This window comes from Rhodococcus sp. NPDC003383, from assembly GCF_053589115.1.
The window spans coordinates 225,304-246,721 of record NZ_JBSFRG010000002.1; the positions used below are offsets into that span (position 1 = coordinate 225,304).

At 68.6% G+C, this 21,418-nt stretch carries 26 protein-coding genes; 16 read left to right on the forward strand and 10 right to left on the reverse strand.

The features are described 5' to 3' along the window. The first annotated feature begins 150 nt into the window (after positions 1–150). The 6 genes from ACWDTS_RS02955 to ACWDTS_RS02980 all read left to right on the forward strand — a co-directional run bounded on the left by ACWDTS_RS02955 (position 151) and on the right by ACWDTS_RS02980 (position 5,226). The gene (locus tag ACWDTS_RS02955) at positions 151–558 is read left to right on the forward strand and encodes a hypothetical protein (RefSeq protein WP_248673153.1); all 408 of its coding nucleotides are present in this window, start codon (positions 151–153) and stop codon (positions 556–558) included. Further along, positions 555–1,784, forward strand: a complete 1,230-nt coding sequence (locus ACWDTS_RS02960; protein WP_450117557.1) for an NRAMP family divalent metal transporter — start codon at positions 555–557, stop codon at positions 1,782–1,784. Before ACWDTS_RS02955 ends, ACWDTS_RS02960 begins: the two co-directional genes overlap by 4 nt. Beyond that, complete coding sequence (locus tag ACWDTS_RS02965) at positions 1,781–2,185, forward strand: hypothetical protein (protein WP_248673154.1); 405 nt, start codon at positions 1,781–1,783, stop codon at positions 2,183–2,185. Before ACWDTS_RS02960 ends, ACWDTS_RS02965 begins: the two co-directional genes overlap by 4 nt. Further along, a complete protein-coding gene (locus ACWDTS_RS02970) occupies positions 2,172–2,489 on the forward strand; it encodes a PRC-barrel domain-containing protein (protein ID WP_450117558.1) in 318 nt (105 codons plus the stop codon). Before ACWDTS_RS02965 ends, ACWDTS_RS02970 begins: the two co-directional genes overlap by 14 nt. 195 nt (positions 2,490–2,684) lie before the next feature. Next, complete coding sequence (locus tag ACWDTS_RS02975; protein WP_450109688.1) at positions 2,685–4,163, forward strand: aminotransferase class I/II-fold pyridoxal phosphate-dependent enzyme; 1,479 nt, start codon at positions 2,685–2,687, stop codon at positions 4,161–4,163. A 52-nt stretch (positions 4,164–4,215) separates the two neighbouring features. Next, complete coding sequence (locus ACWDTS_RS02980) at positions 4,216–5,226, forward strand: Ppx/GppA phosphatase family protein (protein WP_450109689.1); 1,011 nt, start codon at positions 4,216–4,218, stop codon at positions 5,224–5,226. 59 nt (positions 5,227–5,285) lie between these two features. Here the strand turns inward: ACWDTS_RS02980 and ACWDTS_RS02985 are convergent, their stop codons facing one another. The 3 genes from ACWDTS_RS02985 to ACWDTS_RS02995 form a co-directional block, all read right to left on the reverse strand. Further along, positions 5,286–7,424 carry a catalase gene (locus ACWDTS_RS02985; protein ID WP_450117559.1) on the reverse strand — a complete coding sequence of 713 codons (2,139 nt, stop codon included), beginning with the start codon at positions 7,422–7,424 and terminating at the stop codon, positions 5,286–5,288. A 95-nt stretch (positions 7,425–7,519) separates the two neighbouring features. Beyond that, positions 7,520–7,885, reverse strand: coding sequence for a hypothetical protein (locus ACWDTS_RS02990; RefSeq protein WP_197255132.1), 366 nt, complete (start codon positions 7,883–7,885; stop codon positions 7,520–7,522). A gap of 9 nt (positions 7,886–7,894) precedes the next feature. Continuing rightward, positions 7,895–8,137 (reverse strand): hypothetical protein, encoded by a 243-nt coding sequence (locus tag ACWDTS_RS02995; protein ID WP_197255133.1) that lies wholly within the window; start codon positions 8,135–8,137, stop codon positions 7,895–7,897. 170 nt (positions 8,138–8,307) lie between these two features. Here ACWDTS_RS02995 and ACWDTS_RS03000 point away from each other — a divergent pair, with 170 nt between their 5' ends. The 4 genes from ACWDTS_RS03000 (at position 8,308) to ACWDTS_RS03015 (ending at position 9,633) form a co-directional block, all read left to right on the forward strand. Further along, positions 8,308–8,730 carry a DUF6292 family protein gene (locus ACWDTS_RS03000; protein ID WP_197255135.1) on the forward strand — a complete coding sequence of 141 codons (423 nt, stop codon included), beginning with the start codon at positions 8,308–8,310 and terminating at the stop codon, positions 8,728–8,730. Between the two features lie 45 nt (positions 8,731–8,775). Further along, the gene (locus ACWDTS_RS03005; RefSeq protein WP_197255137.1) at positions 8,776–9,030 is read left to right on the forward strand and encodes a DUF6480 family protein; all 255 of its coding nucleotides are present in this window, start codon (positions 8,776–8,778) and stop codon (positions 9,028–9,030) included. A gap of 82 nt (positions 9,031–9,112) precedes the next feature. Then, entirely contained in the window at positions 9,113–9,349 is a 237-nt protein-coding gene (gene mbp1 / locus ACWDTS_RS03010; RefSeq protein ID WP_197255139.1) for a microaggregate-binding protein 1, read from the forward strand. An 83-nt stretch (positions 9,350–9,432) separates the two neighbouring features. Next, complete coding sequence (locus ACWDTS_RS03015) at positions 9,433–9,633, forward strand: hypothetical protein (RefSeq protein WP_197255141.1); 201 nt, start codon at positions 9,433–9,435, stop codon at positions 9,631–9,633. 18 nt (positions 9,634–9,651) lie between these two features. Here ACWDTS_RS03015 and ACWDTS_RS03020 read toward each other — a convergent pair whose 3' ends face one another. After that, positions 9,652–11,070 (reverse strand): alpha,alpha-trehalose-phosphate synthase (UDP-forming), encoded by a 1,419-nt coding sequence (locus ACWDTS_RS03020; protein WP_450117606.1) that lies wholly within the window; start codon positions 11,068–11,070, stop codon positions 9,652–9,654. A gap of 275 nt (positions 11,071–11,345) precedes the next feature. Here ACWDTS_RS03020 and ACWDTS_RS03025 point away from each other — a divergent pair, with 275 nt between their 5' ends. Further along, a complete protein-coding gene (locus ACWDTS_RS03025; protein ID WP_450117560.1) occupies positions 11,346–11,888 on the forward strand; it encodes a Dps family protein in 543 nt (180 codons plus the stop codon). A 102-nt stretch (positions 11,889–11,990) separates the two neighbouring features. Here ACWDTS_RS03025 and ACWDTS_RS03030 read toward each other — a convergent pair whose 3' ends face one another. Continuing rightward, positions 11,991–12,557 carry a type 1 glutamine amidotransferase domain-containing protein gene (locus ACWDTS_RS03030; RefSeq protein ID WP_248673159.1) on the reverse strand — a complete coding sequence of 189 codons (567 nt, stop codon included), beginning with the start codon at positions 12,555–12,557 and terminating at the stop codon, positions 11,991–11,993. A 119-nt stretch (positions 12,558–12,676) separates the two neighbouring features. Here ACWDTS_RS03030 and ACWDTS_RS03035 point away from each other — a divergent pair, with 119 nt between their 5' ends. Further along, a complete protein-coding gene (locus ACWDTS_RS03035) occupies positions 12,677–13,681 on the forward strand; it encodes a DNA topoisomerase IB (protein ID WP_248673160.1) in 1,005 nt (334 codons plus the stop codon). A 99-nt stretch (positions 13,682–13,780) separates the two neighbouring features. Beyond that, positions 13,781–14,962 (forward strand): zinc-dependent alcohol dehydrogenase, encoded by a 1,182-nt coding sequence (locus ACWDTS_RS03040; RefSeq protein ID WP_248673161.1) that lies wholly within the window; start codon positions 13,781–13,783, stop codon positions 14,960–14,962. 1 nt (position 14,963) lies between these two features. Here ACWDTS_RS03040 and ACWDTS_RS03045 read toward each other — a convergent pair whose 3' ends face one another. The 4 genes from ACWDTS_RS03045 to ACWDTS_RS03060 all read right to left on the reverse strand — a co-directional run bounded on the left by ACWDTS_RS03045 (position 14,964) and on the right by ACWDTS_RS03060 (position 19,973). Continuing rightward, the gene (locus ACWDTS_RS03045) at positions 14,964–15,596 is read right to left on the reverse strand and encodes a DUF2231 domain-containing protein (protein ID WP_248673162.1); all 633 of its coding nucleotides are present in this window, start codon (positions 15,594–15,596) and stop codon (positions 14,964–14,966) included. A 151-nt stretch (positions 15,597–15,747) separates the two neighbouring features. Next, on the reverse strand, positions 15,748–18,339 hold the full coding sequence (locus ACWDTS_RS03050; protein ID WP_450117561.1) for a multicopper oxidase domain-containing protein: 2,592 nt from the start codon (positions 18,337–18,339) through the stop codon (positions 15,748–15,750). Positions 18,340–18,419: 80 nt separating this feature from the next. Next, positions 18,420–19,079 carry a transcriptional repressor LexA gene (lexA, locus tag ACWDTS_RS03055; protein WP_248673164.1) on the reverse strand — a complete coding sequence of 220 codons (660 nt, stop codon included), beginning with the start codon at positions 19,077–19,079 and terminating at the stop codon, positions 18,420–18,422. Between the two features lie 42 nt (positions 19,080–19,121). Then, positions 19,122–19,973, reverse strand: coding sequence for an aldo/keto reductase (locus ACWDTS_RS03060; protein ID WP_450117562.1), 852 nt, complete (start codon positions 19,971–19,973; stop codon positions 19,122–19,124). An 80-nt stretch (positions 19,974–20,053) separates the two neighbouring features. Between ACWDTS_RS03060 and ACWDTS_RS03065 the strand changes: the two genes are divergently transcribed. Genes ACWDTS_RS03065 through ACWDTS_RS03075 form a run of 3 tightly spaced genes read left to right on the forward strand, consistent with a single transcriptional unit; the run spans position 20,054 to position 21,220 of the window. Next, positions 20,054–20,320, forward strand: coding sequence for a DUF3611 family protein (locus ACWDTS_RS03065; protein WP_197256562.1), 267 nt, complete (start codon positions 20,054–20,056; stop codon positions 20,318–20,320). A gap of 35 nt (positions 20,321–20,355) precedes the next feature. Then, positions 20,356–21,018 carry a HemK2/MTQ2 family protein methyltransferase gene (locus tag ACWDTS_RS03070; protein WP_450117563.1) on the forward strand — a complete coding sequence of 221 codons (663 nt, stop codon included), beginning with the start codon at positions 20,356–20,358 and terminating at the stop codon, positions 21,016–21,018. A gap of 46 nt (positions 21,019–21,064) precedes the next feature. Further along, positions 21,065–21,220 carry a CDGSH iron-sulfur domain-containing protein gene (locus ACWDTS_RS03075; RefSeq protein ID WP_197256655.1) on the forward strand — a complete coding sequence of 52 codons (156 nt, stop codon included), beginning with the start codon at positions 21,065–21,067 and terminating at the stop codon, positions 21,218–21,220. 6 nt (positions 21,221–21,226) lie between these two features. On the opposite strand, the gene ACWDTS_RS03080 is transcribed toward ACWDTS_RS03075, so the two are convergent. Further along, the gene (locus ACWDTS_RS03080) at positions 21,227–21,382 is read right to left on the reverse strand and encodes a DUF6131 family protein (RefSeq protein WP_169833884.1); all 156 of its coding nucleotides are present in this window, start codon (positions 21,380–21,382) and stop codon (positions 21,227–21,229) included. Between the last annotated feature and the right edge of the window lie 36 nt (positions 21,383–21,418).

The following is a 21,418-nucleotide window of genomic DNA, read 5'->3' on the forward strand; positions in this document are numbered from 1 at the left end:
GGGGAGACGGTCGCCTTCTGTGACGGGTGTGCAGGAAACCGACCGTGCGGGTTGAAATTCCGTTCGCGGGGTACTCCTGTGCGCACCGTATGCGGCGGTGCAGCTCGGGAGGTTCCGGTGCGTTGGCGGCGAGGCGTGGTCGCAGGAATCGTGGCGGTGTCCTTGTCGTGCGGCTGCTCGGGTCTGCCCGGGGGAACGGAGGGGGATCTGTCGCGGGCGGCGGAGGATGCGGCATCGGCGACCGCGTCCGCCCAGCTGGGACTGTCGCTGGTCACTGCGCACCGCACCACCGGTAACCACGCGGACGTGGTGCTCGACGACGCTCTGGAGACGGTTCTCACCTCCTACAGCGCTACGGCCACCGCCGAGACGGCGTCGCCGGAGGAGGCGGCGCACCGGGACGTGCTGCTCGGCTACCTCGACGACGCGGTAGCGGTGCTCGGCCGGGCCCGCGGGCACGTCGCCGGCGTGCCGGGGTCCGCGGACGCAGCGTCCCTCGACCAGGAACTTCGCCGGCTCACCGACACGCTGTCGGCGTTCGGGGAGGGCGCGCGGTGACGAAACTGTTCGCCGTCGCACTCGGCGTTCTCACCGCCATCGGCGGTTTCCTCGATATCGGGGACCTGGTCACCAACGCGGTCGTCGGATCCCGTTTCGGGCTGAGCCTGGTCTGGGTCGTCGTGCTTGGGGTCGGGGGCATCTGCCTGTACGCGAACATGGCCGGACGGGTCGCCGCGGTCAGCGGGCGCGCGACGTTCGAGATCATCCGCGAGCGTCTCGGTCCCCGCGCGGCGCTGGCGGACCTCGCAGCGTCCTTCCTGATCAATCTCATGACACTGACCGCCGAGGTCGGCGGCGTCGCGCTGGCGCTGCAACTCGCGTCCGGCGTCGGGCCCCTGATGTGGATGCCGGTCGCGGCGTTCGCGGTGTGGCTGGTGATCTGGCGGGTCCGTTTCACCGTCATGGAGAACGTCACCGGACTGGCCGGACTGTGCCTGATCGTGTTCGGGGTGGCGCTGTTCCTGCCGGGGCCCGACTGGGGTGAACTCGGACAGCAGATCCTCGCCCCGGCCGTCCCCGAAGCCGAGTCGACCGCGGTGTACTGGTTCTATGCGGTCGCATTGTTCGGGGCTGCGATGACGCCGTACGAGGTGTTCTTCTTCTCGTCGGGTGCGCTCGAGGAGAAGTGGACCGTCGAGGACCTGGGCAAGGCCCGGCTCAACGTGCTCGTCGGTTTCCCGCTCGGCGGGGTCCTCTCGGTGTGTGTGGCCGCCTGCGCCGCGGTGGTGCTGCTCCCGCAGAACATCGGCGTCGAATCCCTCTCCCAGATCGTCCTGCCGGTGGCCGAGGCCGGCGGTCGCCTGGCGCTGGCGTTCGCGATCGTCGGGATCGTCGCCGCGACTTTCGGTGCGGCCCTCGAGACGACGCTGTCCAGCGGCTACACGCTCGCGCAGTTCTTCGGCTGGCGGTGGGGCAAGTTCCGGGCTCCCGCGGACGCCGCCCGTTTCCACCTGGTGATGATCGTGTCGCTGCTCGTGGGACTCGCGATCCTCGCGACCGGCGTCGATCCCGTTCTGGTGACCGAGGTTTCTGTGGTCTTCTCGGCGGTGGCGCTGCCGTTGACCTACATTCCGATCCTCATCGTCGCCAACGACCCCGAATACATGGGCGAGCACGTCAACGGCCGGGTCGTCAACGCTTTCGCGCTGGCCTACGTGCCCGTGATCGTCGCCGCCTCGGCCGCTGCGGTACCCCTGCTGATCATGACGGGAGCCGGATCGTGACCGAATCGGACGCTCTGCCTCGGCTGCCGATCGAGGGTCGTGTCCTCGACGCGCGGTTGCACCTGCTGGACCGGCTGCTCGTCGACGTCGACGGCCGCCCGGTCACCACCGTCGACGATCTCGAGCTCGACGGCATCGAAACGGGACGGGAGATCCCGGCCGGGGCGGCGCCGCCGCGGGTGCAGGCGATCCTGAGCGGCAACGCGCTGCCGACGCGCATCTTCGGCGGCACACCGCCGGACTCGCGGCTGGACCGCATCGACTGGGCGGACGTGGACCGCATCGACGTGGCGGTGCACCTGACCGTGCACGGTGACGACCTCGACCACCTGTGGATCGAACGATGGGTCCGCGACCACGTCGTCGGACGGATCCCGGGAGGTCGTCGTGCGGTTGAGTGAGATCGTCGGGGCCCGAGTCCGCGACAGCGACGGCAACGGTCTCGGCACGGTCGTCGACGTCCGGTTCGCTCTTGCGGGGAATGAGGGCCCCACCCTGGCGGCGCTGCTGGTCAGCCCGAGATCCGCGGGCTCGTTCCTCGGATACGAACGGAGTTCGGTCGACGCCCCGGCGCTGATCGCCCGCTATCTGCGGTGGCGGCACCGCGGTACGTTCCTGGTCCGGTGGGCCGATGTGCGCCGTGTCGGAGACGGATGGGTCGACGTGCGCGACGGTTACCGCAGGTTCGCGCCCGCCCTGCCGTGACTCCGGGCGGAGTCGATCGGCTGGGTGTCGATCGGCTGGCTGACGAGGGGTTCATCCTTGCTGGCGCGGGCCCGATCTCTTGGCGATCACGAAGACGACGACGCCGATCAGAATGAGGATTGCAATCAGTTCCATGGCGCAGGGGTACCCCGTGGTGCCGAATCGAACCGGTCCCGAACGGGTACCCGCTGCGGCATGAGCGGAGATCGGAAGGATCAGGGGAGGGCGCCGCTGCTCGACGCGCTCGCGGACTACCACCGGCAGGACCGCTACGGATTCAGCCCGCCGGGACATCGCCAGGGCCGCGGCGCCGACCCGCGCGCACTCGACGTGCTCGGTGACGCCTATCGATTCGATGTGCTGGCGACCGGCGGACTCGACGACCGGCTCGCGCGCAACCACTACCTCTCCGACGCCGAGGACCTGATGGCCGAAGCCGTCGGCGCCGAGCACGCGTTCTTCTCCACGTGCGGAAGCTCGCTGTCGGTGAAAGCGGCGATGATGGCGGTGGCCGGGCACAGTTCGGGCGGGCTGTTGCTCAGTCGCGACTCCCACAAATCCGTCGTCGCCGGGCTGATCTTCGGAGGCATCCAGCCGCGGTGGGTCACCCCGCAGTGGGACGCCGAGCGGCACATGTCGCATCCACCGTCACCGGAGCAGATCCGGGAAGGCTGGGAAAAGCATCCGGACGCGGCGGGAGCCCTGATCGTCTCACCCAGCCCGTACGGGACGTGCGCGGACATCGAGGGCATCGCCGAGGTCTGCCACGAACGGGGCAAGCCGCTCATCGTCGACGAGGCGTGGGGCGCGCACCTGCCGTTCCACGACGATCTGCCCACCTGGGCGATGAACGCCGACGCCGACGTGTGCGTGGTCAGCGTCCACAAGATGGGTGCCGGATTCGAGCAGGGCTCGGTCTTCCACACCCAGGGAGATCTCATCGACTTCGCCCACCTGTCGACGTGCGCCGACCTACTGATGACGACGAGCCCGAACGTGCTCGTCTACAGCGGAATCGACGCGTGGCGCCGGCAGATGGTCGAGCGTGGCGAGAGGCTGCTGGGCGACGCGCTCGAGCTGAGCAGGCAACTGCGCGAACGTCTTTCGCAGATTCCCGGGCTGCAGGTCCTCGAGGACGAACTGCTCGGCCACGAAGCCTCGCACGATCTGGACCGACTGCAGATCCTCGTCGACGTCAGCGAGACCGGTGCCTCCGGTTATCAGTTCGCGGACTGGATCCGGGAACACTGCCGGGTCGACATGGGGCTGTCCGACCACCGCCGCATCATGGCGACGATGTCGATGGCGGACGGCCCGGAGACCGCCGACCGGCTGATCCGGGCGTTCGAAGCCTGCGCGGCCGCGGCGGACGGTTTCGACCCGCCCCCGCCGATCCGCCTGCCGTCACCGGACGAACTGCAACTCGAATCCCGGATGTCGCCCCGGGACGCGTTCTTCGCGGAGAAGGTCGAGGACGTGCCCGCCGCACAGGCGCCCGGACGCATCGCGGCCGAGCAACTGACGCCCTATCCACCGGGCATTCCGGTGGTCGTGCCCGGCGAGCTGATCGACGACGCGGTCGTCGACTATCTGCGCAGCGGGCTCGCCGCCGGGATGGCCGTCCCCGACGCCACCGACCCGAAACTCGACACCTTCCGGGTGGTCGCGCAGTAGAACGAAGCGCCGATCATGTGTCGTCGTCCCCGCGGCCGGGTACCCCCCGGGGGTGAGGCTCGGTCTACTCGACATCGGTTCCAACTCGGCCCAGCTGCAGATCGTCGAGGCAGAGGTCGGTGCGCCCCCGCTGCCCGTGCACGCGATCCGGGTGCCGACCCGGCTCGCCGACGAGGTGCAGCCGGACGGATCCCTCAGCGTCGCAGGCGCGGACCGCGCGGCCAACGCGGTGGCGACGGCGGTCGACGCGGCGTACCGGTACGGAGTGGATCGGCTGTTCCCGTTCGTGACCGCGGCGATCCGTGACGCCGAGAACCGGGACGCGGTGCTCGACCGGATCGTGCAGGCGTCCGGCATCCGCCCCGAATACCTCTCGGGCGATCAGGAGGCGCGGCTGACCTACCTCGCGGTGCACGCGTGGTACGGCTGGTCCGCGGGCCGGCTGCTGGTCCTCGACATCGGCGGCGGCTCGACGGAACTGGCCCTCGGGCGCAACACCGAGCCGGACATCGCGCTGTCGCTGCCGCTCGGTGCGAACCGGTTGACACGCCGCTATCTCGAGAGCGACCCACCCACCGCGAAGGAACTCAAGAGGCTGCGCCGAGACGTGCGGGACACCCTCGGCGACGCATCGGACCGACTGAAGTGGGAGGGCGATCCGCACGTCACCGTCGGGGCGTCGAAGACGTTCAAGCAGCTGGCTCGGCTGACCGGTTCCCCGGCCCAGCGCAAGGGACCCTTCGTTGCCCGCACACTGCAGCTCGACCAGCTGCGCCGGGTGATCGACAAGCTTGCGGGCATGCCCGCACAGCACCGCAGCCGCTTGCCCGGTGTGTCGGAGTCCCGCGCCCGGCAGGTGCTCGCCGGCGCGATCGTGGCCGACTGTGCGATGACGGCACTGGGCCTGGACAGCCTCGAGATCAGTCCGTGGGCGCTGCGGGAGGGGATCGTGTTGCGGCACTTGTCGTCCCTCGCCGACGACCGCGACGCGCTGCCGCTGCAGCCGTTGCCGGAGCGCACGGAGGAGGGCGCGACGGTGACCACGCTGCCCAAGCAGATCTGACACATCCGGATCCGGCGCGCGATGGGCTCCCGCCCACGGCGTGCCGGATCCGGCGAGTGTCATGCCGGCACGGAGTCCACCTCGCGGTCCCATGCCCGGTGCCGCGCCATGACGTCGGCGAAGACGTCGAAGAACTCTCCCGGCAGCGACGCCTCGGCGGCCGTGGAGGTCACCACACCCGCATGGGTGAGGACGTCGGGGCCCTCGGCGACCGGGCAGTGCAGCCCGGCGGCGGGCAGCAGGTCCAGACCCGCCCCGAACGCGGCGATCGGCTTGGCGTGCTTGTACGCCTCGGCCAGGAAGTGCAGCGTGTAGCCGTCCTTCCGGAGGGTCGCGATCGCGTCGGGCCCGCACGGGACCACCACCGCGTCGTACAGCACCGACGCCATGGTGTTGATCGCGCGGTCGACGGCGATGTCGCCCCCGGAACCGCCGGTGAGCACGCCACCGCCCTTGGGCGCGAGCACCTCGACGATCGCGCCCCGTTCGGTGAGCGCCTCGACGAGTCGGTCGACGCCGGTGACGTCGACACCGTCGGCCGCGAGTACCGCGACGCGCCGGCCGACGATGCTGTCCATCGCAGTGTTCAGCTGGGAGAGCGCGGGGGAGGGCGGCACGATGTCGACGAGCGACGACTCGGGTGGGGCGTCGAGGCCGAGTTCACCTGCGACCCGTGATGCCAGGCCGTGATCGACCAGGTCGAGCTCGGCGACGACGCGTTCGCGGATGTCGACGTCGGTGACCTTCCCCAGCTCGAAGCCGAAGGCCGCGACGATGTGATCGGCTTCGACCTCGGACATGCTGTGCCAGAACAGACGTGGCTGGCTGTAGTGGTCGGTGAAACTGTCGCTGCGGGCCCGCACCACGTGCCCGTCCACGTGCTTCGCGTAGTGCGTGAAGACCTCCTCGTCGGCCAGTGCCGGACACCCGCTGCCGAGCGAGTTCTTGTGGTAGGACGCCTTTCCCCGCTGGATGGTCGGTTGGCTGTATCCGTCGTGCTGGTGGGTGCGCACCTCGGTGACGGGCCGGTTGACCGGCAGATGCGAGAAGTTCGGTCCGCCCAGCCGGAGCAGTTGGGTGTCGAGATACGAGAAGTTGCGGGCCTGCAGCAGCGGATCGTTGGTGAAATCGATGCCGGGCACCAGGTTCGCGGTGTGGAACGCGACCTGCTCGGTCTCGGCGAAGAAGTTGTCCGGATTCCGGTTCAGTACCATCCGCCCCACGGGCTGCACCGGCACCTGCTCCTCCGGAATGAGCTTCGTGGCGTCGAGAAGGTCGAATTCGAAAGCGAATTCGTCCGACTCGGGAACCAACTGCACACCGAGTTCCCACTCGGGATACTGCCCGGCCTCGATCGCCTCCCACAGATCGCGGCGGTTGAAATCCGGGTCCTTACCGGCGATCTTCTGGCACTCGTCCCACACCAGTGAGTGCGTGCCGAGTTTCGGTGTCCAATGGAATTTGACGAATGTTCCGGTGCCCGTGGCATTGACGAACCGGAAGGTGTGGACTCCGAAGCCCTGCATCATCCGGTAGCTGCGCGGCAGCGCGCGGTCCGACATCAGCCACATCACCGCGTGCAGCGTCTCCGGCTGCAGTGACACGAAATCCCAGAACGTGTCGTGCGCGGACTGCGCTTGCGGAATTTCGTTGTGCGGCTCCGGTTTCACCGCGTGCACGAAATCCGGGAACTTGATGCCGTCCTGGATGAAGAAGACCGGAAAGTTGTTGCCGACCAGATCGTAGTTGCCCTGTTCGGTGTAGAACTTCGTCGCGAAACCGCGGACGTCACGGACCGTGTCCGCGGAACCGCGTGACCCCGCCACGGTCGAGAACCGCACGAACACCGGGGTACGCACCCCGGGTGTGGTGAGGAACCGGGCGGTGGTGACCTCGGCGAGCGAATCGTCGTAGGGCTCGAAGAAGCCGTACGCGCCGGCGCCCCGCGCGTGCACGACCCGCTCCGGGATGCGTTCGTGGTCGAAGTGGGTGAGCTTCTCCCGTGCGTGGAAGTCCTCGAGGAGTGTCGGTCCTCGGGTGCCGGCCGTGAGGGAGTCGTCGTCGTGGTCGACCCGTACGCCCTGCTGAGTGGTGAGGTAACCGGAGTTGCGGTCCACGCGGAAGCCGTCGAGCTGCCTGTCCTTCGGATCGCGCTGTTCGGGCGTGCCCGCGGCGCCGTCGGGTCCGGTCTTCGTCATCCTGTCCTCCGATCCGGGAATGCGGTGGTCCGTCCGGGGTGCAACGGTTTCGTATCGTGACTACCCCCGGGCGAGACCGGCAAACCCGGCGTTTCTCAGTCGCTGACGAGGACGCCGAACGAGAACATCAGGAAGACGATCATCCCCACGAGCAGACCCCATCCGACGCCCTGCCAGATCGGCCACGTCCCGTGTCGCTGCCATGTGCGGAATGCGCGGTACAGCGCGCCGAGCCCGCCGATCAGCAGGACCACGGGCGGGCCGAACGCGAGGATCTGCTTCGCCGGCGCGGTGCACACCGCGAACGACTCCTCGGCGCAGCGGTCTCCGGAGACGGCCAGTCCCCACACCACCCCGACCGCCAGCACGAGCAGCGCGACAGCGACGACGATCGCCGCGTACCACATCGCGGATCGGAAGGTCGCGGGATCGCGCCACCGCTTCTCGACGTCCTGGCTCATGGCACCTCCTCAGTGGTGTTCGGCGCGGTCGGTGACTTCGGGCCTGCCGGCGGCACGCGCGCAGTGCGCACAGCAATAGATGGTGCTGTCCACCTCGACGCCGTGGCCGAGAATCCGGCAGCTGCAGTGCGCGCACACCGGGGCCATCCCCTGGACCGCGCACTCGAAGCTGTCGTAGGTGCCGGTGACGTCGGCGCGGGTCACGGTGAACGTCTTGTCGTAGTCGTTTCCGCAGGTATCGCATGTGGGCATGGCGCTGTCTCCCTTCCCTCGGACCTACCGGACGAGTGCCCGTGCGAGTACTCGACCAAACGAGACGGGCCGGGAGGATACTGGGAACACACAGCGTGTCGGATTCGTCCGACGTGGGTATTCCCGTCCCGCCGGATCCGTGCCGGTCCTGCGGATGTGAGGAGAGCGTGATGGAACGGCCGTCAGGTGACGAGGTGATGGTCCGAGGGTTCACCCGGTACATCGAGCAGGTCGCCCAGGAACTGGGCATTCCGGAAGGGAAATGGGCGGCCCGCGACGACGGCGCCTGGGAGGCGTACGTGGGCATTCCGGAGCTCGAGTTGTATCCCGGCCGTGAAGTGGCTCTCGTCTGGACCCCGGACGAAGGGTGGGCGCTCGCCGTCGAGACCGGATCCGGTGAGGACATGATCCTCGCCGGCTACCTGGGGTCGACGCGGGTTCCCCCGCCGTCGGCGGTGCGGGCCTTCATGGATCGTCTTCGGCACGACGGAGGGGCCCTGCGCACGACCCCGGCCCGCGGAACCCGAGAGGACGCGCTGCGGGCGGTCGCGGACTACGGCGGGGTCGCGGGAGGTGTCGCAGCGGTCGAGTGAGGGTATGCGACGAGGACTACACGTTCCGTCCGGAAGGTGGGTCCGATGACAGTTCCCGATCCCGAACCACACGGCAACACCGATCCAGATCCCGGCACCACGCCCGGTCTCGAGCCCGGCGGAGGAGTGCCGCCCGGCACCACGCCACCCGAATCCGCCGGTACCTCCGGGCTGTCCGCTCCGGAACCGGAGACGAGGAAGCGTTTCCCCGTGACCGGGTGGATGACGCTCGGCGCGGTGATCGTCATCGTGCTGGTGTTCGTCGCCGTCATCGTCGGTCTGATCGCCGCGATGATGTGAACAAGATTTCCGGGCGGGTTGAGACCGGCCACGGCGGGGTAGCCCCTGTGCGTCAGTGAAGAGTTCCGACAGGAGGATTCGCATGGCAGACGAGAAGAGCGGCCCCAGCGAGGCCGTCAAGGGCGTCGTCGAGGACGTCAAGGGTAAGGCCAAGGAGGCCGTCGGTGCCGTCACCGGCCAGGACGATCTGACCCGCGAGGGCCGCGCCCAGCAGGACAAGGCGGAGGATCAGCGCGAGGTCGCCCGCAAGGAAGCGGAGGCGGAGAAGGCCAGGGCGAAAGCCGAAGCGGACGAGGCCAGGCAGCGCGCCCAGCAGTAACGCTCACAGCAAGATGTCGTCCGGGGGCGGCCGGAGTCCTGCGGGACCCGGCCGCCCCCGTCGTCACAGGAGGTGTCGCCAACGTGCGGATCGTCACGCTCGTGGTGCTGATCTGGCTGGTCGTGGGTGCGATCGCGGCCGGGCAGCGTGGCTACTTCAGCGGAACCGAGCAGAATTGCGCGGGTGTCGCGACGGTGGTCGTGACGGTGCTCGCGGGCCCGCTGAACTATTTCGGTGTCAATCCGAGGATCGAGGACTGCCGCCTGCCCGAACCCAGCACGTGACCGACCGGGACCGGATGGTCAGGAACGGGCGGCGCGCAGATCGTCGAGGAAAGTGCGCGCCCACCGGTCGACATCGTGCTTCATCACCTGGGTGTGCATCGAGCGCATCCGTCGTGCCTTGACGGCGGGTTCCTCCGTCACGGCAGCGACGATCGCGCGCTTGACCGCGTCCAGGTCGTGCGGGTTCACCAGATGGGCGCGTCGCAGCTCCCACGCTGCCCCGGCGAACTCGCTGAGCACGAGGGCACCGCTGCCGTCGCCGTGGCAGGCGACGTACTCCTTCGCGACGAGATTCATGCCGTCGCGCAGGGGTGTGACGAGCATGGTGTCGGTACACGCGTACATCGCGATCAGCTCGTCGCGATCGACGGGCCGGTGCAGGTAGTGCACGACGGGCCGGCCCAGCCGGCCGAACTTGCCGTTGATGTTCCCGACCTGTCGTTCCACGTCGTCGCGGAGCTGCGCATAGGCGGTGAGCCGTTCACGGCTCGGCGTGGCGAGCTGGACCATGACGATCTTCTCCGGATCGAGGGTGCCCTCCTCGAGGAGTTCGCGGAGCGCTTCGAGCCGGATGTCGATGCCCTTCGTGTAGTCGAGTCTGTCGACGCCGAGCAGGACCGTGTCGGGGTCGCCGAGTTCGACACGAATCTGCTTGGCCCGCAATTGGGTCGATGCGGAGCGTGACTGCTCGTCGATGTGGGCGGAGTCGATCGAGATGGGATACGCCCCGACCCGCACGAGGCGGTCGCCGACTTCGACCGCGCCGGCCGAGCCGGGGCGGGGAGCGGGCGCGGAGAGCAGCCGCCGGGTCAGGAAGCGGAAGTTGTCGGCACCGCCGGGGAGATGGAAGCCGACGAGATCGGCTCCGAGCAGACCCTCGATGATCTCCCTGCGCCACGGTAGCTGGAGGAACAGTTCCGGGGGCGGGAACGGGATGTGCAGAAAGAAACCGATCGTCAGGTCGGGGCGCATCTCCCTGAGCATGCGCGGTACGAGCTGGAGCTGGTAGTCGTGCACCCAGACCGTGGCCCCGGGCGCCGCCGCCTGCGCGGCCGCTCGGGCGAACCGCTCGTTGACCTGCACGTACGTCTTCCACCAGCTGCGGTCGAAGGTGGGCGTGACCACGGCGTCGTGGTAGAGCGGCCACAGGGACGTGTTGGAGAAACCTTCGTAGTATTCGGCGACCTCGGTCTCGGTGAGCCGAACCGGATGCAGGGTCAACCCGTCCTCGACGAAGGGCTCGAGGTCGACATCGGGGGTTCCCGGCCAGCCCACCCACGCGCCGTTGGTCTGCCGCAGGATCGGTTCGAGCGCGGTGACGAGGCCTCCGGGGCTGCGATGCCAGGTTCCCGGACCTCCGTCCGGATCGGGTTCGAGGTCGACGGGCAGCCGATTGGCCACTACCAGGAAATCCGAGGAGGTCGTATTCGTCACGATTTTCAGCCCCTATTTCGCACAATTTCGGCAGCGGCGGCGGTCCGCGGAAACGTAGCGGTGCCTGGGCTTTCGGGATTCGTCCCCGAAAGTCTTCAACGGAACTGCGGTCCGTACTTCCGCTCCGGTGGCGAGAGTGTATCAGGTCACCGTTTCGGATCCCCGGAACCGCTGTCTGTGTTTAGCATTGGAACCGGCCGGGTAGATGTCGTACATCGACCGGTACCGCGATGCCGATTCCGCACGCCGGAGGGACATCGCTGGAGAGAGGAGAACGCATGGGTAAGTTCACAGTTCCTGGTCTGAGCGAGAAGGACGGCGGACGCGTGGCGGAGATCCTCCAGGAACGGCTGAGCGCCTACAACGATCTGCACCTGACTCTCAAGCACATTCACTGGAACGTGGTGGGCCCGAATTTCATCGGGGTACACGAGATGATCGACCCGCAGGTCGAGCTCGTGCGCGGCTACGCCGACGATGCCGCCGAACGTATTGCGGCGCTGGGTGCGTCGCCGCAGGGCACGCCCGGAGCGATCGTGAAGAATCGTACCTGGGACGACTATTCGGTGGGGCGGGACAGCGCGCAGGCGCACCTCGCCGCCCTCGATCTGGTGTACGACGGATTGATCGCGGACAACCGCAAGGCGATATCCGAAGTGGGAGAACTCGATCCCATCACCGAGGACCTGCTGATCGGGCAGACCGGTCAGCTCGAGAAGTTCCAGTGGTTCGTGCGCGCGCATCTCGAGAACGCGGCCGGAGCGCTCGTCAGCAGCGGTGCCACCGCCGAGCAGAAGGCTGCCGACAAGGCCCGCTCCTAGCGCGTCACTTCCGTCGGCACCACAGATTTCGTCGAAAGGTCGGCCGCACACGGATATCCGTGTGCGGCCGACCTTTCGTGTGTAGCGTGCGGTGTGCGGGTGTCAGCTCTGCGTCACTCGTGAGAACACGTCGACGATGGCGTCGCAGAACGCGGGCAGATCGCGGGGGTTGCGGCTGGACACGAGATTCCGGTCTACGACCACTTCCTTGTCCACCACCGTGCCTCCGGCGTTCCGAATGTCTGTGCGCACACTCGGATACGACGTGAGGGTGCGGCCTCGCACCACGTCCGCCTCCACAAGTGTCCACGGCCCGTGACAGATTACGCCCACCGGACGTCCCGACGAGACGAAGTCCCGGACGAATGCCACCGCGGCGGAGTCCTGCCGCAGGTGATCGGGGTTCGTCGTTCCACCCGGCAGGAGCAGGGCATCGAAATCGTCGACGGAGGCGTCGGCCACCGCCTGGTCGACGCGATACTTGCCGGCCGGATGCACGTCGGAGTTCATCGCCTGGATCTCCCCGGCGGACAGCGAGAGCAGCTTCGTCTCGGCGCCGGCGCGTTCGACGGCACGCCGGGGCTCGACGAGTTCGGCCTCCTCCACGCCGTCGGTGGCCAGGATGGCGACCTGTCGCGATGCCAGCGGGCCCGTTTCCGAAGAATTCATGGTTCACCGTCCTTTCGTCGTCCGCCCCGGGTACCCGCGAGCACGAGAACAAACACGCTGTGTAGGCCCGGTCGATTCGGGATATTCCCCCGAATGCGACAGTGCCGGTGGAGGGACGGATGATCTTGCGGCGGAGCGTGACCAGCACGCCCGGTATCCGGAGAGTGCGGCGCGGACGTGGATTCGCCTACATCGGCGTCGACGGCGCCGCGGTGACGGCGACGGTCCGTGCACGCATCGAGGCCCTCGTGATCCCGCCCGCGTGGAAGCAGGTCTGGATCTGCCCCCATGAGAACGGTCACATCCAGGCGTACGGCACCGACATCGCCGGTCGCCGCCAGTACCTGTACCACGAGCAGTGGCGCGCCGAACGCGACGAGGAGAAACACGATCGCGTGCTGGCGATGGCGTCCCGATTGCCGCAGTGGCGACAGCAGGTGCAGGACGATCTCGTGCGCCGCGGAGCCGGGCGTCGCCGCGCCGAGGCCGTGGCGCTGCGCCTGCTGGACCGGGCCGTGTTCCGCGTCGGCGGGGAGGAGTACGCGGAGGAGAACGGCACCCGTGGCGTCGCGACCCTGCTGCGCAGTCACGTCCGGATCAGCGGCGACGTTCTCACCTTCGACTATCCCGCGAAGGGCGGGATCCGGCGGGTCGTCGCCGTCGACGACCCGGATCTCGCGACCGCGGTGCGGGCGCTGCGTCGTGTCCCGAGCGAGAGCGGCCGGCTGCTGACCTACCGCGAGGGAAAGACCGTGCGCGAACTGCACGCCGACGACATCAACGCACGGTTCAAGGAACTCGCCGGCGACGACTGCAGCGCCAAGGACCTGCGCACCTGGAACGCGACCGTGCTGGCCGCCGCCGCCTTCGCCGAGCAGGAGCCCCCGGCCGGCGACCGCGTCCTGGTCCACGCCGAGGCCGAGGTGATGCGCCGGGTCGCGGAAGAACTCGGCAACACGCCGGCGGTGGCGCGCGCCTCGTACGTCGATTCGCGAGTCGTTGCGGCCTACGAACAGGGCCGCACCGTACGGGCCGCGTTGCGGCGAGCCGCCCGCAGCAAGTCCGACGACGAGGCCCGTGAGATCGTCGAACGCGCGGTGATCCGGCTGCTCCGTCGATCGTGACGCCCGCGCTGTCGGTGCGCGGCGTTTGAACGGCAACCCCCGGCGGTAACCGGGGCAGGGGAGATCCGGTTCGGGGGACGCGAGAGGAAGGACGCAACGATGAAGGCCGTGACGTGGCAGGGCAAGCGCAAGGTCGAGGTCGACACGGTGCCGGACCCGCGGATCGAGGAGCCGACCGACGCCGTCATCCGCGTCACCACCACCAACATCTGCGGCTCGGATCTGCACCTGTACGAGGTGCTCGGGGCGTTCATGTCGCCGGGCGACATCCTCGGACACGAACCGATGGGCATCGTCGAGGAAGTCGGCAGCGAGGTGACGAACCTGAAGGCCGGTGACCGGGTGGTGATCCCGTTCCAGGTGTCGTGCGGTGGTTGCTTCATGTGCGGGCACGGCTTGTTCTCGCAGTGCGAGACCACCCAGGTACGTGAATACGGCAGTGGTGCAGCGCTGTTCGGATACTCCAAGCTGTACGGCAGCCTTCCGGGAGGGCAGGCGGAGTATCTGCGGGTCCCGCACGCGCAGTCCACGCACATCAAGGTCCCCGACGGTCCGGACGATTCCCGGTTCGTGTACCTGTCCGACGTGCTGCCGACCGCCTGGCAGGCCGTCGAATACGCCGACATTCCCGAGGGCGGCACGGTCACGGTCCTCGGCCTCGGACCGATCGGCGACATGGCCGCTCGGATCGCGCACCACCACGGTGCCCGCGTGATCGGCGTCGACCTCGTGCCGGAGCGGCTGGCCCGAGCCCAGGCGCGGGGAATCGAGACGATCGACCTGAACGGGACCGACGGGGAGCTCGGCGACCGGATCCGTGATCTCACGGACGGGCGCGGCACCGACTCGGTGATCGACGCGGTGGGCATGGAGGCACACGGCAGCCCGGTCGCGAAGTTCGCCCAGGCCGCGGCGGGGCTGTTGCCGTCGGCGGTCGCCGAACCGCTGATGCAGAAGGCCGGCGTCGACCGGCTCGCCGCGCTCTACAGCGCGATCGACGTGGTGCGGCGCGGCGGAACCATCTCGCTCAGCGGTGTGTACGGCGGCGCGACCGACCCGATGCCGATGCTGACCCTGTTCGACAAGCAGATCACGCTGCGCATGGGGCAAGCCAACGTGAATCGCTGGGTGCCGGAGATCCTGCCGCTGCTCACCGACGACGACCCGCTCGGCGTCGACACCTTCGCCACGCATCGGCTCCCGCTGTCCGAGGCGCCGCACGCGTACGACATCTTCCAGCGCAAGGTGGACGGTGCCGTGAAGATCCAGCTGGAGCCCTGATTCACCGATCCGCGGGCGTGACCGGTTCGGCGAGGACGGGGTCGTAGGCGGGGCCGGTCGCGTCGGTGTCGTGGGTGTGTGCGCGAGGGGAGACGCCCATTCCGAGTGCGTACGCCAGGTGACCGCCGAGGACGCCGCCGACACCGATCATCCCCAGGCCCGCGAGGCTCAGCGCCACCGACGACGTCGAGGATTCCGGGGCGCACCGCCGCCGTCGGAAGGATGCGACCGTCAGCGCGATGCCCGTGGCGTTCGTCAGTGCGTGGATCAGCCCGACCCGCCGCTGGATCGTGGTGCCGCGGGACCAGTCCGACCACCCCGTGAGCAGGGTCGGAGGGGTCGCGGCCAGACCGATTCCGAGAAGTCGCCGGGCCGCGTCCGGCTTGCGGAAGACCAGATCGAAGACCGCAGCCGAGGACCACGCGCCGATCGGGACCGCCACCAGTGCGGGATGCAGCGGATGGCCGAGGAACTCACCGCGCAGCACACCTCCGGCGGGGCCGTCGGCGACCGGCCTCACCAGGGCGCGGACCACCGTGGCGGGACGGTCGAGCCAGGACGCCGATTCGGTGCTCTCGAGCAGCCGGGCGAGCGGCGGGGATGGGTGGGGAGTCTGTGTGGGGATGTTCGACATGCTCGACGCGTACCCCGGTGGCCCTGCGGGAAAACGGCCGGCCCGCCACCGATCCACGCGCCGGGTTCGAATCCGCCCACGCTGTGTGGAGTGGGCAGATTCCGAATCCGTGAGCATTTGCGGTGACGAGCAACTGCCGGTGGCGGAACCGTCACTCGACGACGATCTTGCCCTTCGCGCCGCGTTCGGCGTCGAACATCCGGTGGTTGAGGAAGGTGTAGGTACCGGGTTCGAGGAACTCCATTTCGACGAATCCACCCTGCGCGACGGCCAGATCGAGCACCTGGGCCCCGCCGCGATCGGGGTCGCCCGGACGCAACAGATACGCGCCCTCCTTGTACACGGTGTCGAACTGGCTTCCGACGACGTGGAAAGAGATGTTCTCGGCCGGACCGGCGTCGAGCACCCAGATGCGGATCCGGTCGCCGACCTTCGCGTGCAGCGGCCGGTGCACGTACTGGTCCGCGAAACCGTTGAACACCACCAGATCCGGCGTCGCCGCGGTGACCTTGTCCGCGTCGACCTCGCCGTCGCCGAGATACACGTCCGACTGCACCACGAGATACTCGGCGTCGACCGGCGCGAGGCTCGGCGGGTCGATCACGACCGCGCCGAACATGCCGGCGGCGATGTGCACGGCCATCGGCGCGGTTGCGCAGTGGTACAACCAGATTCCGGTGTGCTCGGCACGGAACCGGTAGACGAGTTGCTCGCCGGGCTCGATGGTGCGCATCGGCTCGTCCGGCCCGACCGTTCCGGCGTGGAAATCGATGGAGTGCCCCATGGCCCCGTTGTTGACCAGCGTGATCTCGAAGACGTCGCCCAGCCGTCCTCGCAGCGTCGGGCCCATCGGCCGCCCGTTGTAGGTCCACATGGTCTGGGGCGCACCGACCGAGTAGTCGCCGGGAACCTCGGTGACCTCGAACGTGTAGCGGTGGGTCGTGCCGCCCGGTGCCGGCGCGAGCACCGGATCGCGGGCGACGAAGTCGTCGCCCGGGGCGATCGCGAGATCGACGGCCGGGGCACCGCCCGAGCCGTGATCGTGCACGCCTGCACCGCCGCCCGAGGCGCCGTCCGCGGTGATGGTCAGGACCATCCCCTGCTGCCGGTGCCCGACGATCGAACACCACCCGTCGATGTCGGTGCCCACGACCCCGACCTCCACGGTCGCGGTCTGCCCCGACCCGATCCGGCCGCTGTCGTGGCCGGAGGACAGCACCAGGTCGTGGACCTGATCGTCGGAATTGGTGACGGTGAGGACCAGCCGGTCGCCGGCCGGCACCGAGATGCGGTCGGGGACGAAGCGCATCCCCACCATCTGGACCTGCACTTCGGTGGTGTTGCCGGTCGGGGTCACGCCAGCGGAGACGTCCGCGGATCCGAGACCGGCGCCGCCGATCCCCGACGTGACGGCGGCGACGAGCGCGAGGCATGCGAGGGCCGCGGTGGCCTGCAACCCGCGGTGCTGCGGTGCGGCTGTGTACTCGGCCGGAGCCTTGCCCGACATCACGGCGCGGCGTCCCGCCATCGAGGCTTTGGCGCTGGTGACCATGATGGGCAGGAACAGCACGAACGCGAGCATGACGATCGCGGACACGCCCACCCGCATCCAGCTCGCGAGCGGCAGCAGGAACAGCAGCAACCCGACGTTGACGACGACGAGCCGCCACACCCACCAGCGGTTCATCTTGTCGACGCCGGCGCCGACGACAGCCGGTCCGCCACCCATCAGTGTGGGCAGCAGGTGGCTCATCACCCCGAACAGCAACTGTGCCGCGAAACCCGCCAGGAACGGGACGGTCATCAGGGTGGCGCGGTCCGGGGTCATGGGACCGGTCGCGAGCACGATCGTCAGGCTCAGCAGCGACCCGAGCAGCCACAGCATCGCCGCGGTGATCGAGGCGGCCGCGAACCCGGTGGGAGGGTGCGACACGGCTCCGCGCAGCAGCGGACCGGCGACGACGACCCATCCGGCGAGGTAGAGCGCGCAGCCTGCCGCGGCGACGAGCGGATGCGCGGTCAGGGCGCCGACGAGGAGCACGGCGATACCGGCGAGCAGGACCACGAGTGCGACGGGTCGTCGCCGCGCCCCGGTGGCGTCCATGCCGATCAGGTTCGGGTACATCACCGTAAGCACTCCGGCGGCGGCCAGGCCGAGGAAGCCGAGCAGGTTCATCGCCTGGTGGGCGAGCAGGAACCCGGCCTGGGTGCTGTCGGTCTGCCCGTAGGCGAGGGCGGCACCGAATCCGGCACCGACCGGCAGCAACGCCGACGATGCGACGAGGAACCACACGCTCTGGGCGTGCAGGGCGGGTTCCTCACCGTCCAGGGCCCGTACTCGCTGCGCCTGCCGGATCAGCAGCAGAAGCGAGATGGCATGCCACGCGAGCATCGCACCCACGAGGACCGCACCGACGAGCGTGGCCGGGAACCACCCCGTGAGGACACCGGCGACGGTGACGACGATGCCCGCGTTGAGCAGGTAGATCTTCACGAGCTGCGGTCCGCGGGCGCTGTCGGGGAGGTGATAGCCGAGAAAACGCTCGGCGAGGGTCTGCGACCACACCACGATCGAGTTGGTGACGGCGCCGAGGGTGAACAGGTGGACCAGCAGCCACCGCGATTCGGGCAGGAACGGGTGCGTCAGACCCGCGACGATCAGCAGGGCGAGCCAGATGCGCACGGGCTTACCTGCGCGCTGGTGCCAACTCTTGGGTCGTTTCACCGGGTGAGTGGTGGTCACAGGCCGATGGTAGGGCCGATCCGGACCCTTTTACTACGTCTTGTCGTAGAACTCACCCGGCGTCCGCGCGGGCGGGCAGCTCAGATCCGGCGCATCACCGACACCACCTTGCCCAGCACGACGGCCCGATCTCCGTCGAGGACCGGATACGCCGGATTCCGCGGTTCGAGCTGCACGTGCCCGTTCCGCCGGCGCAGCACCTTGACGGTGGCCTCGCCGTCGATCATCGCGGCGACGATCTCGCCGGAATGTGCCTCGCTCTGCTGCCGCACCACCACGACGTCGCCGTCGCAGATCGCCGCGTCGACCATGGAATCGCCGCGCACCCGCAACCCGAACACGGTGCCGGAACCGACCAGCTCCCGCGGCAGCGCCAGCACGTCGTCGGCGTGCTGCTCGGCGAGGATCGGCACGCCGGCCGCGATGTCGCCGACGACCGGCACCGGGACCGTCCGATCGGACCCGGCCGGCGCCGACGCGGCGAGGAACGGGCGCACGTCCAGCTGACGCGCCACCGCCGAACCCCGCCGCAGGAACCCCTTGTCCTCGAGACTGCGCAGATGCTTGGACACCGACGACGTCGACCGCAGGCCCACCGCGTCCCCGATCTGCCGGGTGCTCGGCGCGCACCCGTTGGCCGCTGCCCAGTCCCGGATCACCGCCAGGATCTGCTGCTGCCGCAGCGGCAGGGTCGAGGCGTCGAGGCCGCCGAACATGTCGAAATCGTCGTAATCGGTCACCCGGCGAATCGTAGTCGCGCGAACGAATCGACCCTCGGGCCGTCACCCCACGTCGAAGGTGGCGGGATCGCCGCCGAGCCGGTTCCCGGTGTCGAGTGCCGAGATCGCGTCGAGCTCGGCCGCATCGAGTTCGAAGTCGAACACGTCCAGGTTCTGCCGGATCCGGTGCAGGGTCACCGACTTCGGGATCGCCACGTTGCCGATCTGCAGATGCCACCGGAGCACCACCTGCGCGGGCGAGCGGTCGTGCTCGAGCGCGATCCGCGCGAGGGTGGGATCGTCGAGCAGGCCACGGCCCTGGCCGAGCGGCGACCACGCCTCGGTGACGATGCCGAGTTCGTCGTGCACCCGCCGCAGTTCGGTCTGCGCGAAATCCGGATGTACCTCGATCTGATTGATCACCGGCACCACGCCGGTGTCCGCGATGATCGTTCGCAACTGCTCCGGCTGGAAGTTGGACACACCGATCGACCGGGCACGACCGTCGGCCTTCAACTCGGTGAACGCCTGCCAGATCGTTCGATAGTCCTCACGCATCGGCCGCGGCCAGTGGATCAGATACAGGTCCACATAGTCCAGCCCCAAACGGTCGAGGGACGCGTCGAACTCGGTGAACACGCGGTCCCGGGTCCACGGACCGTCCGCGCTGTTCCACAGCTTGGTGGTGACGAACAGTTCGTCGCGCGGTACTCCCGCCGCCGCGATCGCCCGGCCGGTACCGACCTCGTTCCCGTAGATCGCAGCCGTGTCGATACTGCGATATCCGATGGTCAGAGCGCTGGTGACCGCGGTGAAGCACTCGTCGTCGGGTACCTGCCACACCCCGAACCCGATCTGCGGGATCGAGTTTCCGTCGTCGAGAGTCACATTCGGTGCCGGGTTCGCAACAGTCATGCCCGGACCAACGATCGGACCCGGAATCTTGTTCCCCGGATGCCCGGTTTCGTTGTCCGTGCGGCCGGGTAACCGCCCGCATGGCGAATACAACGAATCGCGGTCGCTCCACGACGGGAAGCCGGTTCGCAGGATGGGCCGGGTATGTGTGCGTCCTGGCGGGCGTTGCCGCGATAGCTCTGGTCCTGACGGCCGCCGGTGGCGGTTTCGAAGGCTGGACGGCTGTCGGAACGATCGTTGCCGTCGCCCTGATCGTCGTGGGGGCAGTGATGATCGTGCTCAACTTCCGAAGCCGTCGGCTCGGCGGATCCGGTGGCACGTCCACCCACGAACCCGGAGTGCTGTAGTGGTGCGACCCGACATGTTGTGGAGAATGCCGGGAGTGTACCGGCCGCAAGAGGATTCGTGGCTGCTGGCGCAAGCCTACGGTTCCGCCGGCCCGCCGCCGGGTGCGAAGGTCCTCGACTTCTGTACCGGCACCGGAATTCTGGCGGTCACGGCGGCGCGAGCGGGTGCCGAATCGGTGACGGCACTGGACATCGCGTCCCGTGCGGTGTTCACCGCCCGGCTCAACGCGTGGTCGCGGCGACTGCCCATCCGGGTGCTTCGCGGGGGCCTCGGCGTTGCGCACAGGCTCGCGCCGTTCGACGTGATCGTCTCGAATCCGCCCTACGTGCCGGCGCCCGGTGGAGCCTACGATCCGCGCTGGGATGCCGGCCCGGACGGGCGTTCCGTCGTCGACCCGCTGTGCCGGGAGATCCCGAAGCTGTTGAGGCCCGGAGGATTCGCGCTCGTCGTGCACTCGGAGTTCACCGGCGTGGACGCCACATTGGAGATGCTGCGCGCCGGGGGCGCGAAGGCCACCGTGGTCGCGCGGGAGCGCATACCGTTCGGCCCCGTGATGCGAAGTCGAACCGAATATCTGAAGCAGCTTCGAAACGATTCTGCGGCAGACGCTTCCGTTCTCACCGTCGAGAACGAGACCGAAATCGAGACCGAGGAAGTGGTGGTGATCCGTGCCGACCGACCGGAACACACGGGATGACACGCGGGTGGATACGCGGACCGTCCGGCTGGTGCCGGGCGGTCCCATGCTCGTCGAGGGACCGGTGCGGATCGTGGGTGAGGACGGCACCGAGGTGACGTCCGATCGGTTCGTGGTCGCAGTGTGCCGCTGCCATCGCAGCGGCATCTATCCGTTGTGCGACACCAGTCACCGCCGGAGCGCTCGCGCGCCCCGGCGGTGAGAAGAGTCAGTACCAGTGCCTGCGGCCGCCGATGGCCCGTCCGGTGGCGCCGAGCAATGCCAGAATGACGCCCACCACGAGGAGGATGATACCGAGCGTCCACAGGATCGAGATCCCGGTCAGGAATCCGACCACCAGAAGGATCAGGCCGAGGATGATCATGATCGTCTACCTTGCTGTCGGTGCCCGTGCTCGAAT